Origin of the sequence: Neobacillus niacini, from assembly GCF_023715785.1 — a bacterium.
Lineage (GTDB): Bacteria > Bacillota > Bacilli > Bacillales > Cytobacillaceae > Neobacillus > Neobacillus niacini_E.
On sequence record NZ_JAMBOX010000002.1, the window covers coordinates 540,472 to 552,537 of the forward strand.

At 43.9% G+C, this 12,066-nt stretch carries 13 protein-coding genes; 5 read left to right on the top strand and 8 right to left on the bottom strand.

Annotation, left to right across the window (positions count from 1 at the left end; genetic code table 11):
- Positions 1–66: 66 nt before the first annotated feature.
- Positions 67–1,455 (top strand): TldD/PmbA family protein, encoded by a 1,389-nt coding sequence (locus tag M3234_RS07235; RefSeq protein WP_262304049.1) that lies wholly within the window; start codon positions 67–69, stop codon positions 1,453–1,455.
- 3 nt (positions 1,456–1,458) lie between these two features.
- Positions 1,459–2,802 carry a TldD/PmbA family protein gene (locus tag M3234_RS07240; RefSeq protein ID WP_262304050.1) on the top strand — a complete coding sequence of 448 codons (1,344 nt, stop codon included), beginning with the start codon at positions 1,459–1,461 and terminating at the stop codon, positions 2,800–2,802.
- 51 nt (positions 2,803–2,853) lie between these two features.
- On the opposite strand, the gene M3234_RS07245 is transcribed toward M3234_RS07240, so the two are convergent.
- The 8 genes from M3234_RS07245 to M3234_RS07280 all read right to left on the bottom strand — a co-directional run bounded on the left by M3234_RS07245 (position 2,854) and on the right by M3234_RS07280 (position 9,936).
- Positions 2,854–3,345 (bottom strand): aminodeoxychorismate lyase, encoded by a 492-nt coding sequence (locus M3234_RS07245; RefSeq protein ID WP_262304051.1) that lies wholly within the window; start codon positions 3,343–3,345, stop codon positions 2,854–2,856.
- The gene (locus tag M3234_RS07250; protein ID WP_262304052.1) at positions 3,335–3,718 is read right to left on the bottom strand and encodes a hypothetical protein; all 384 of its coding nucleotides are present in this window, start codon (positions 3,716–3,718) and stop codon (positions 3,335–3,337) included. The genes M3234_RS07245 and M3234_RS07250 overlap by 11 nt, the downstream gene beginning before the upstream one ends.
- Before the next feature lie 187 nt (positions 3,719–3,905).
- Positions 3,906–4,625 (bottom strand): purine-nucleoside phosphorylase, encoded by a 720-nt coding sequence (gene deoD / locus M3234_RS07255; RefSeq protein WP_262304053.1) that lies wholly within the window; start codon positions 4,623–4,625, stop codon positions 3,906–3,908.
- Positions 4,626–4,820: 195 nt separating this feature from the next.
- Positions 4,821–6,065, bottom strand: coding sequence for a cysteine desulfurase-like protein (locus tag M3234_RS07260; protein ID WP_262304054.1), 1,245 nt, complete (start codon positions 6,063–6,065; stop codon positions 4,821–4,823).
- A 154-nt stretch (positions 6,066–6,219) separates the two neighbouring features.
- The gene (locus M3234_RS07265) at positions 6,220–7,254 is read right to left on the bottom strand and encodes an alpha/beta fold hydrolase (protein ID WP_262304055.1); all 1,035 of its coding nucleotides are present in this window, start codon (positions 7,252–7,254) and stop codon (positions 6,220–6,222) included.
- Positions 7,255–7,326: 72 nt separating this feature from the next.
- Positions 7,327–8,628 carry an MFS transporter gene (locus tag M3234_RS07270; protein ID WP_396953926.1) on the bottom strand — a complete coding sequence of 434 codons (1,302 nt, stop codon included), beginning with the start codon at positions 8,626–8,628 and terminating at the stop codon, positions 7,327–7,329.
- 32 nt (positions 8,629–8,660) lie between these two features.
- Positions 8,661–9,224, bottom strand: a complete 564-nt coding sequence (locus tag M3234_RS07275) for a hypothetical protein (protein WP_262304056.1) — start codon at positions 9,222–9,224, stop codon at positions 8,661–8,663.
- Between the two features lie 157 nt (positions 9,225–9,381).
- The gene (locus tag M3234_RS07280; RefSeq protein ID WP_262304057.1) at positions 9,382–9,936 is read right to left on the bottom strand and encodes a class I SAM-dependent methyltransferase; all 555 of its coding nucleotides are present in this window, start codon (positions 9,934–9,936) and stop codon (positions 9,382–9,384) included.
- Between the two features lie 490 nt (positions 9,937–10,426).
- On the opposite strand from M3234_RS07280, the gene M3234_RS29230 reads away from it, so the two are divergent.
- From M3234_RS29230 to M3234_RS29235, 3 genes are all read left to right on the top strand, one after another.
- On the top strand, positions 10,427–10,558 hold the full coding sequence (locus M3234_RS29230; protein WP_285858306.1) for a hypothetical protein: 132 nt from the start codon (positions 10,427–10,429) through the stop codon (positions 10,556–10,558).
- Complete coding sequence (locus M3234_RS07285; protein WP_262304058.1) at positions 10,552–11,469, top strand: hypothetical protein; 918 nt, start codon at positions 10,552–10,554, stop codon at positions 11,467–11,469. Before M3234_RS29230 ends, M3234_RS07285 begins: the two co-directional genes overlap by 7 nt.
- 63 nt (positions 11,470–11,532) lie before the next feature.
- A complete protein-coding gene (locus tag M3234_RS29235) occupies positions 11,533–12,063 on the top strand; it encodes a UGSC family (seleno)protein (protein WP_285858307.1) in 531 nt (176 codons plus the stop codon).
- Positions 12,064–12,066 lie beyond the last annotated feature (3 nt).

Genomic DNA, 12,066 nt, shown 5'->3' on the forward strand with positions numbered 1-12,066 from the left:
TAAAGGTGGGAAGATTCTACATAACGAAATCTGAATCTTCCTAAAATAAAAAACAGGGGGTCTACAATGCTTAGTCGATCATTAATTGAAGACGTATTGACAGCCGCTTTATCGACGGGTGGGGATTTTTCCGAAATTTTTGTTGAGGATCGTTTCAACAATAACATCACCCTAAAAAGCGGAAATATTGAAACCGCTCTCTCGGGCCGTGATTTTGGTATCGGCATCCGGATTTTTAAAGGAATGGAGAGCGTCTACGCCTATACCACCGACTTTTCGAAAGACGGGCTTTTAAAAACTGCCAGAAATGCGGCACAGGCTATTAAAGGCACCGGCATTATCCGGCCTGCACCACTCGTTCACGAATCGTTTCCAACGCTCCACCCCATCCAAATCATGCCGCAAGAGGTTGAGAAAGCCAGAAAGATTGCTGTTATGAAAAAAGCATCCGAAACGGCCAAAGGGTATCACTCCAGTATTTCACAAGTTACCGTCCGGTTAATGGACGAAGAACAAAACGTGCTCATTGCCAATTCGGAAGGAAAATTCGTGGAAGACAAACGAGTCCGCTCCAGAATGGCAATCCAAGCTGTAGCCGTACGTGATCATAAAATGGAAACAGGCTTTTATGGACCTGGGGCCCACCAAGGCTACGAATTTTTCGAAACCTTAAACCTTGACCATTATGCCAATGAAGCGGCAAGAATGGCCGTGACGATGCTGGACGCCAGTCCGTGCCCGAGCGGAAAATTCCCTGTCATTATCGATAACGAGTTCGGCGGCGTTATTTTTCACGAAGCTTGCGGACATGGCTTGGAAGCTACTTCCGTTGCCAAAAATACGTCCGTTTTTGCCAATCGTCTTGGCGAAAGGGTCGCACCTGAAATTGTTACATATATCGATGACGGGACACTCTTGAATGAATGGGGCTCCATCAACATTGACGATGAAGGCGAAAAGGCCCGCAAAAACGTCCTAATTGAAAATGGAATTCTTAAAGGCTATTTGATTGATAAATTTAATTCCCGCAAGATGGGAATGGAGTCGACAGGTTCCGGAAGACGGGAATCGTTCCGGTTTGCCCCGACCTCCAGAATGACTAATACGTTTATCGCGCCGGGTAAATCAACGCCGGAAGAAATTATCGCTAATACCGAACACGGAATTTATGCGAAATATATGGGCGGCGGTCAGGTAGAGCCGGCTACAGGTGACTATAACTTTGCCATCATGGAAGCCTATGAAGTGAAAAACGGCAAGATCGGCAAGCCGTTAAAAGGTGCCACGTTAATCGGCAACGGGCCAAAAACACTCCAGTTGGTCGATATGGTCGGAAACAATTTGGGGCATGGCGCCGGCATGTGCGGCGCCCTTAGCGGCAGCATTCCAGTGAACGTGGGACAGCCGATGATTCGTGTCAGTGAAATCACCGTTGGCGGAACCAAGGGGGAATAATCGATGAATATCCAAGAATTTCAAACGAGGCTTTTTTCAGAAGCCCAGACAAATGGTTTTTCAGATATTGAGATTTATTTTGAAAAGAAAGAAGTCTTCGGCTGCCAAGTCCATAATGGAGATATAGAGCAGTATGAATTGGCGGAAGACGGCGGCGTGTCCTTCCGTGGCATCGTCAACGGAAAAATGGGCTATGCTTATACTGAAAAAATTGATGAAGCTTCCATCCCCTTCTTGCTTAAAAACGCGACTGAAAATGCTAGTGTGATAGATGACGAGTATATAGAAGAAATTTTTGCCGGAAGTGACCGCTATGAACAAGGTAACTTTTTCTCGACAGAATTAAATGAAGTCAGTATCCAGGGGAAAATCCAATTCATCAAGGATGTGGAGCGTGAGGTCCTAGCTTACGACCCGCGTATTGTTGCAACAGACTATTGTATGCTCCGGTCAGAGTCGATCACGAAAACGTTGGCAAATAATAAGGGATTGACCTTAACAGACCAAATAAATTATATGTATGCCCACCTGCTTGCGATTGCAAATAACGGCGAGGAAACCAAATCTGCCTTTGAATTTATTATGACAAGGGATTTTAATAGCTTAAATGCGAAAGAATTCGCCAAAAAAATCGCCGAAGCATCCCTTTCACAACTAGGTTCAAAAAATATCCCAAGCAAGGAATATCCGGTTTTATTGCGAAATGATGCAGCAGCCAGCTTACTTGCTGCGTTCACTGCCAATTTTTCAGCAGAAAATACCCAGGCTGGACTTTCAGCGTTAAACGATAAACTAGGGCAACAAATCGCCAACCCAAAAATTACAATTGTTGATGACCCGCTTCTAGAGGAGGGTCTGGCCAGCAGAACCTTTGACAGCGAGGGTGTCGCGTCAAAGAAATTGACACTGGTAGAATCGGGAGTCTTGCAATCGCTGCTTCATAATCAAAAAACAGCGAAGAAGGATCAAACGATAACGACTGGGCATGCCAAGAAGGATTCCTATAAGAGTTCAGTCAAAGTCGGTCCATCTAACCTTTATATACAGCCTGCCGCCGCTTCATTTGATGATTTAGTTGCGGCTGTGGACGAAGGAGTATTCATTACGAATCTATCAGGCTTGCATTCCGGAACAAACCAAGTGTCAGGTGACTTTTCGGTAGCAGCCAATGGATTTTTCATCAAGGATGGAAAAGTCCAATACCCGGTAAACCTGATGACAATCGCGGGGAACTTCTATCAACTGCTTAAGGATGTACAGGAGGTTGGATCAGACCTGATTTTCCCGCTTTCACCGATTGGTTCCCCATCGATTTTGGTTAAGTCGTTGTCTGTTACAGTAGAATAGAACGAAAGCCGCCACCCCGAAAACCTAAGGGTGGCGGCTTTTATTCTGGTGTTATTGTCTATAGATGATAGCAATCATCTGATCGTACGACATTCCACTATCGACAGAATATGAGCCAGGGCGCAATTTATTTTGCAAACCTCTTGCCTCGATATCTTTAGAGAAGTTAAACGCGTTTTCAATAAAACCGGCTTGGACAAGGATTCTGCCAACATCGATATTATTCATACCTTCAGAAACATTAATGACAATCTTGGTAACCGTATTGGCAGCCTCAGGATTTGCCGGTGGCGCTTGAGTTTTTCCTGCCTCCTCGGCATTTTTTACATTCGCGTCATACTCCTCTTTTGTCAGCACGACATAGCCCTTTGCTTCGAGCTCTTGTTTTGGATCCGCTGCAGAAGCTTTGGCGGGTTCAGTTGCCTTGGATTTGGATGCTGCGGCTTTCGGAGCATCACTTTTTTCACTAAAGTAAACAGCACCGCTAATCGTAGTTGCAAGCAGAAGTCCGGCCGCAAAGCTGCTTAACAAGTTAATTCGCATTTGCAACCATTCTCCTTTCTTCCTTCACCTTTTGGTAAGGTGCAAGCAACTGTTCAATTTCGGCTTCTGAGACGCCTTTTTTCTCGGCAATGCTCGCGATGGAATAGTTGCGTTTATATAAATCTAGCACTTCACGTTTAAATACGATTTCATCAGCAGAAAATGGTATGCCTGCTTCTGTCACGACCACTTCCATGTCAAGCTCCATATTCCGCAGTGAATCCTGTAGTGCATGGATTTCTTTCATTGTTTCAATATGCACCATATCAATTTGGCTATGTTCTGCCTTCGCAGCGCGATTGGATTTTAATATTGAAAAAACGAGCAATAACGCTGACACCGCAAACAAGCCTGCTAAAGTCCATTGCATCATGATTATATTCCTCCTTCCTTTCTCACAAGTTTATATTATACAACCAAACTTGTTTTTTTTCGAATGTTATCTAAAAAACACGAAAAAAGTCGGAGGAGTTTGACAGAATATTGTCGGAAAAGAGACTAATTTTTAAAAAAAGTTGCCGTGTGAGGTGAATTCCTTTATCACCTCGCACGGCATACTTTTAAGCCAACTCAAGCGCGACTTCCATCATGTTGGTGAACGCTTGCTGTCTTTCCTCTGGTGTAGTTTGTTCATTGCGAATAATATGGTCGCTGACGGTTAAGATCGTTAATGCGTTTACCCCTGCATAGGCAGCGTTCATATAAAGCCCGGCCGTTTCCATTTCCACACAAAGAATCCCCATCTTCTGCCACTTTTCAATAGCAGTTGGATCGGCGTTATAAAAAATATCGCTCGTCAGTACATTGCCCACGTGGACAGGAAACCCTTTCTGGTCTGCTGCCTTTTTCGCTTTTTCAAGAAGCTCGAACGAAGCAATGTTAGCAAATTCGCCTGGCAGATTGTACTGGTGCACATAACGGGAGTCAGTGGAAGCTCCCATGGCAAACACCAAATCATATAAATTCATATGGTCTTGTATCGCCCCGCAAGTACCAATCCGAATCAGATTTTTTACGCCAAACACATGAATCAGTTCCCAGGAATACAGACTCATGCTTGGCATGCCCATGCCTGTCCCCATTACCGACACTTTCTTTCCCTTATATGTCCCGGTAAAGCCGAACATGTTGCGGACTGAATTAAATTGCTGGGCGTTTTCCAAATAGGTCTCGGCTATAAATTTGGCCCGAAGCGGGTCGCCAGGCAGCAAAATCGTTTCAGCAATTTCTACTCCATTCGGTTTAATATGTGGTGTTTCTTTTTGTCCATTTCCAATCATAAGTAACGCTCCTATCAATTTTGTTTGTCATATTTCTATGGCTAGTTTTCCTTATGTAAAAACATTCATTCAACATTATACCTAGTCTTTTCCAATATTTCGAGGATTATAGCACTTTAGATTCATGCTGCCTTAAATAAAAAAAGAAAGCAGGATTTCTTTTTGAATCCGGCCTTCTACATGCATCCGATTTAATTAGAATGTCTTTACGGTAACCTGTGTCCGAACATAGGACTGAATTGCCCCAATCACCTGATCAATTTCGGCTTCAGTGTTATAAGGCGCAAGTCCGGCGCGAATCCATCCACCTGTGACATTGATTCCGAGTTTATCAGCAAGGGTCGATGCATAGAAATCCCCGCTTGCGATAAAAATAGCGTGGTTTTCTGCAAGGTAATGGCATACTTTAACCGGATCAGTACCTTTAATCGTAAAGGCAATCGTGGGTGTTTTGGCAACGGAATCAGGCGCTTGATATAAAGTGATTTCCGGAATACTCTTTAGAGCGGCCCTTAGCTTTTCAGCAAGACGATTCTCATATTCTTCAATTCTACTAAAAGCATTTTCAATTTTTTCTCTTCTTGTCGATCCTTCGCCTAGGCTGGCAATAAAATTCACTACTGCGTCCATCGCAGCAATCGCTTCATGGTTTTGGGTACCGGTTTCCAATTTGTCAGGATAATACTGCGGTGCCGGCTGCAGCTTATACACAGCAAGTTTTTCAAACACATTGTCTTTTATCACTGCCATCCCTAGGTGTGGCCCGAAAAACTTATAGGCCGAGCAAAATAGGAGGTCAGCACCCATTTTCTTAAAGTTAACCGGAAAATGCGGAGCAGCATGAACAGCATCCACAGCTAGTAAGGCCCCCACCTCATGGGCGCGTTTTGCAATTAAGTCTATATCAGTAATCGTGCCAACCGCATTTGAAGCAAGAGAAACGGCTACCAGTTTCGTATTCTCATCAATGAGTTCTTGTAGTTTTGACAGATCCAATGTTAAGGTCTCGACATCAACAGGAATAAAACGAACTTCTGTATTCGAATCCTGTGCAGCGGTAGCCCATGAGTCGACATTGGAACGGTGGTCGATTTCGGTGACGACAATATTATCCGTTCCAGTCCAAGTTTTACTCAAAGCGCGAGCTACAGGAAACATTAACGAAGTGGAATTTTGTCCAAATGCCACTTCGGTTGGCTTGGCACCGACTAGATCTGCAATTGCTTTTCTAGCTGTTTCAATATGCTGCTCGGTCTCCTTGCTAGTTGGAAATTCACCATGAAGATTCGCACCGCCTCGGGACATATAACTTACCATCGCATCAATAGCTGGCTTTAGTACTTGTGAACCCCCTGGTCCATCCATATAAATAGCTGGTTTCTCCCGATATGTACGTGTTAACGCTGGAAATTGCTGACGGATTTGTTCAATTGGAAACATGATTCCCCTCCTAAAGGTTATTCAGGTAACCATATTCGCTAAATCAATAGCGAGTTCCTGCAATTTTCCGAAAAAAGAGCAAACAGTTTATGTGACATAAAGTATTACAAAAAAATAGCCTTAATATACAAGCTTGTATATTAAAGCAAATTTTTTAGTGCTTACTTAGCAGAGTCAAATTCTCAATCACTATTTGTTCATTTTCCTTAGCGTCTTCCAGGTGAAAGGCATGGGAGGATTTTTTTGACCAATGTAGTTTTTTAAGTGGCGCCTCCAACTGGTCGAAATACTTTTGAACCAATTCAGCCCAGACATGTGTCTCCTTTTCTCCATGAATGAAAAAGACCGGAATTTCAAGCTTTGGAACTTCGGAAAAGAAATCAAAGGTGTTCAAGTCATCAATCATCTGGTCTGAATAGGACAATTTAAAGCCTGAAACCAAAGCATGATAGACATCTTTTAACGAGTAATCTGGAGAACCGAGCATAATTTGCGCAGCTTTGGCATAGCTTGCCGACCCTTTATCCCCGGCTTCATAAACCATCGATTTGTATTTGAGCAGCCATTTTCTCATAAGCCCCCACTGTTTGAAGCTTTCTAAGTATGGCGGTTCCCCCACTTCCGTTAATTCCCTGATTGCTTTTTGATTGTTAGTTTCCTTCGCCTTTTCCAGCAACCATTGATAACAAAGTTTGTCATTTTCCACCCAATTAGTTATTTGTGAAAAAGCAGTATAGGAGTACAGCTTTTCTGGGATTTGTTTGGCGAGCGAAAGCCCGATCACCGTCCCCCAGGAATGGGCCACAAGGTGCAGCTTAGGCTGGTTAAACCGTTGTAACAGATAATCAATCACTTCGTTTGCATCACTAATAAATTGGTTTAGATGCATTGTTTCTTTCGAAATATGTTTTGAAAAAGATTTACCTGTACCGCGCTGGTCCCAAAAAACAAGGGTGAAATGCTTGACCAGTTGTTTTGTACAGGTGACTAACGCATAATCTCTTCCACGGCTTGAAACACCTGGAACGGGCATACTTGGCCCGCCATGGAGCATGAAAAGAATCGGGTTTGCAGGGTCTTCTGTTTGAATGAGGATGGATTGACTAACGCCGCCAATCATAATAGATTCAATGGCACTAATCCCCTTATTGGATATCGTAAAATCCGCTTTCTTCGATAACAGTTTCATCTATTCATACACTCACTTCTTCATGTAATTTTTTAAAAAAACATTCGGCAAAAATCTGGTGGTGCTTGTGGGTCACAAATGTTTACCTCGTGACCAAATCACGACCGGAATCAACAATAGCGCAAGGAAACCGCCGGCAAGCGAAAGTGTCGCATAGCTGGATTGAGCGACGACCATCCCAGATAGCACTCCTCCGGAGGCACCGGCCAAAGCAATCAAAACATCGACGGTTCCCTGTGTTTTAGCGCGGGTTTTTGGATGTGTCGCGTCCACGATGAGTGCTGTGCCGCTAATAAGGCCAAAGTTCCAACCAAGACCAAGGAGAGCGAGCGCGATGATGATCCCAAATAAAGAAGAACCAGGTGCAAAAGCTGCCAGCAAACCGGCTGCCAACAGAGTCGCTCCGGAGGCCATGGCCATTTTCATTCGTCCAAACTTATCGACAAGAACACCGGTTATCAATGACGGCAAGAACATCGCAGCAATGTGAATGCCAATGACAAGTCCAACGGCACTCAATCCATGGCCATGGTGCCCCATGTACACGGGTGTCATCGTCATGACCGCGACCATGACAATCTGTGTTAGGACCATGATTGTGGCACCGACCACGACCTCACGATTATTTTTTATAAGGGAGACTGGAGTTTCCAGCGTTAAAGACTCCGTCTTGTGTCTTTTTGCCGCTATAAGGTTTGCAACCTTTAGCGGGTCTGGACGCAAAAATAGTGCCAGAACTAATCCGGCAAGGAGATAGGCAGCTGCTGAGAGAATGAATGGTCCGGCCAATGGCGGAACACCAATAGAACCGGCAAATCGACCCATGACACCGACCAAGTTGGGCCCAGCCACAGCACCGAATGTTGTTGCAACCATCGCAATGCTCACCGCTCTTGCCCGCTGTGTCGAGCTTGCCAAATCCGTCCCGGCGTAACGCGTTTGCAGATTGGTGGCAGCACCGGAACCATAGATTAATAGAGATGCAAAAAATAGAAAGATATTATTAAAAATTGCCGCAAGAACCACCCCAATTGCGCCAATGCCCCCAACCAGAAAACCTGTCCCGAGGCCAAACCTTCGACCAAACCGTTGTGAACCTCGTCCTACAAACAACGCGGCCCCTGCTGACCCCAGAGTGAAAACTGCAGTGGGCAACCCTGCAAGCACATCTGTCCCTAGCATGTCTTGTGCAATGAGCGCCCCGACGGTCACCCCTGCTGCAAGACCGGCACCGCCAAAAATTTGCGCAGTCACGACCACGGCCAACGTCCGCTTGTATAACTGTTGCTGCTTTTCCGGCGAGTCTATGTAACTATGTAATGAATCCCGCTGCAATTCCAATGCCTGTGAATCATCTGATTTCGGTGTAACCACCTGGTCCCCGCCTCTCTACCGCTTTTTAAAAATTAATCCATTTTAGATTCACTCACCACACCGTTTTGCTCCATTAATGTTGTAATTTTATCAAGCTGTCCGGCTGTCGCAACCACTAAGTATTGCGGTTGGAACCATGTCCGTTTTAGCTTGATTGTTAACTTATAGGCGTTGTTAACCTTTGGATCCAGTCCATATAAATCATGCCAGCGGACAATTTGTTCAGTCTGATAATGTTTTATTTGATGGTAAGATACAAACTTTCCATTCAGAATGATTCCCTTTGGTAAAATAAACAGGCTTCCTCGATGGCGGACTCCATTGATAATGGCGAAAAATATATATGCCATACTTAAATACGGCGATGTGAAGATATCAGTGGTAACGACCACCAACAATAGAACCGATAACAACACCAAGGCGGCAAGCGTTCCCCATTTGACATACCGGTAGGATTTAGAGGTTTTTGAAAGTGGCTCCATCGGTTTCCACTCAACGGGAACGATAATCTCGGCAAATTCACTTTCATGGATCGGATAAAGTGCACTGTTCGCTTGTTCGGCCGCTTTTTTCAAATTTAATAGATTTCTAAGCAAATAATAAATGCCTCCAATAAATAGAAAGCTAAATATGATGTCTTCAATAATAAGTCTTCACCCTTTCTGGTTGAGCTTTCAATTAAGCAGATTACTTTCATTTTCATTGAAATTTCCATTGCTGTCAAACCCTTCCTATAAATATTGGAAGAAGGCCTTACCGTTTCTGGCAAAAGATTGTCTGGCGCTCCTCTGCTTCATGTTCTTCAAAATAAATAACCGTCCAATCGGCAAATTCCCGTAACAATTCTTTTGGCTGCAGTTTGTATTGATTCGACATTCCCTGACCGTCCGTGCTGAGCGATTGATAGTACGTTTCCATGAAAAAATAACCCTTGGCTTTTATAAGGTCCTTTACCGTCGATAACAGCAAACGGTCAAGGTAATAGGTAATCACAACTAAATCAAACGTATTCTTTTCGCAAATTATTTCCCTTGTAAGATCGCAAACCCTTGCATGGATGTTCAGGTTTTTTTTGACTGCTAGTTCCCGTAGATAATGAACCGCAATATCGGAAATGTCGACAGCTTCGACCTGATAGTTTAACCCCGCAAGGAACATACTGTTTGCACCCAGACCGCAGGCCAAGTCAAGCGCTTTCCCGCCTGTCAAATAGGTTGCTGCATTTTGCAATCTGGGATTTGGGTGCGGTAATTTTAAGTCCTGAAGACGTTCGTTATATTTCATATTCCATCTCGTTTGATCATTCATATTTAGACCCCTCATATATGTAATAATGAAATCATGCCCTATATTATCAATTATCTCAAATAAAAAAATCAGGGACATAGCAAGTTTTAACACTTACCATGTCCCTAACTTCTTGTTAAAAACAAAAACCGCGATCCAAATACTTAGACTAAATGATTTTCCTGGAATGAATTGATATTCTCTAAATAGCAAACACACTAAAATAGCAAGGGCATTAGCAATGACCCCTGCATAAACAAGAGAACGAATGAATGCTGGATTAAATATTGTGACTCACTCCCTTTGAATGTTTCTATAATATAACCCTTTACCATTTTATGCCGAAACACTGCGCTGTAATCTTTATCACTGAAAAAACCTCTCCTCTATCCTAAGATGATTCCTGACTTTTTTATTTTATTCCTTTTCCAGCTAATTTCCACTAAAAAAACAGGATTTCTGCCAGTTTCCAAGAATACATTAGTAAAGATGGAAAGGGGTGGTTGTCTACATGCTTCGTGCTGAACAAATCGAAGTGCGAGATACTTTGGACGCGATTGAATATTTTTATCAAAGAGGCTGGACGGATGGTCTGGTCTGCCAATCGTCCCTCCAACCAAAGAAAGAATTTACGACATGCTAAGAAGCGTCAATATGGAGCCGGATTCCATCGTGGGTTCCATTCCTGAGCGTGGCAGAGTCTTTACCGCAGAACTGGTGGCGATTAATGCCGTAATGGCCGGTTGTCTGCCAGGATATTTTCCGGTTGTCATGGCTGCAGTTCAAGCCATTTCGGAACCTGAATTTGGGCTGCATGGACCAAGTGCGAGTACACACGGAGCAGCTGTTATGATTGCCGTCAATGGACCGATTACCGAAGAAGTTGGAATGAATGCCGGTTCCAATGCTTTTGGACCGGGAAATCGCGCCAATGCCACGATTGGACGAACCATTAGATTATTGATGTTGAATGTTGGCGGCTCCCCGGAATTTGACCGCTCTACACTAGGAACACCGGCAAAATACACGTTTTGTTTTGCTGAAAAAAAGACAGAGTGGACACCATTACATGTTCAAAGAGGATTTCATGAGGATGACAGCACGGTCACTGTTTTCGCCTGCGAAGGTCCGAATCAAATCCAAAACCATGGTTCGCTTAAGGGTGAAGGCATTTTAAAGACAATGGCTGACAGAATGAGTGCCCTAGGGACATTCAACATGGCGAGCGAAACGGAAATGGCGGTCGTCCTTTGTCCTGAGCATTATATCCACCTTCATAGAGAGGGCTGGAGCAAAGAAAGTGTTCAGCAATATCTTTATGAAAATGCCAAAAGGTCGATTATTGATATGAAAAATGGCGGGATCATTGATGCGCCTGTTGCGTTGGGCGATGAACATTTATTCAAATATGCTGTCCCTTCCCGCGAACATATTCTGTTAATGGTGGCCGGCGGCGAGGCTGGAAGATTTTCGGCCTGTATGCCGGGATGGTTTAGCTATAAACAATCCAGAGCCGTCACGAAGGCTGTAAAAGCTGCAACTGGATTTACCTGACACGAGTGCTCCTGACCAATCGGTGATTGGTTCATAGATTCTTTAAGAAAGGATGAATAGAATTTGGGTTTAATTATTTACAATCCTACCTCTGGCCCCAGTTTGAAGGAACTGCGGATGGCCAAAAGGGACAAACCTATTGAAGGAAGTGTAATCGGCTTAGTCGATAACGGAAAAAAGAACTCAGATACCGTCATTCAATATATTGCAGAGCGCCTTGAACAAAAATATCGATTGCAAGATGTCATTCATTATAAAAAAACTTCTTTTTCCCACGGGCTAACGGACGCAGAGGCTTCAAATTTAGCTCAGCAATGTGATTTTATCATATCCGGAGTCGGTGACTGAGGGTCCTGCAGCTCGGGCAGTTTGCTCGATGGGATTATATTGGAAAAACATGGTGTTCCGACTGCTGTCATAAGCACGGAACCGTTTATTGCCTCAAGCAAAGCGATGACCGTTGCCCATGGGATTCCGGACTATCCATTTGCCGTCTTCCCCCACCCGCTTGCGGCAACGGAAATAGTAGTTCTTAAAGAGTGGGCGGACAAGATTTTGGAGGACATTGAGGGTATTTTGTTAGGCGAATATTAAAAA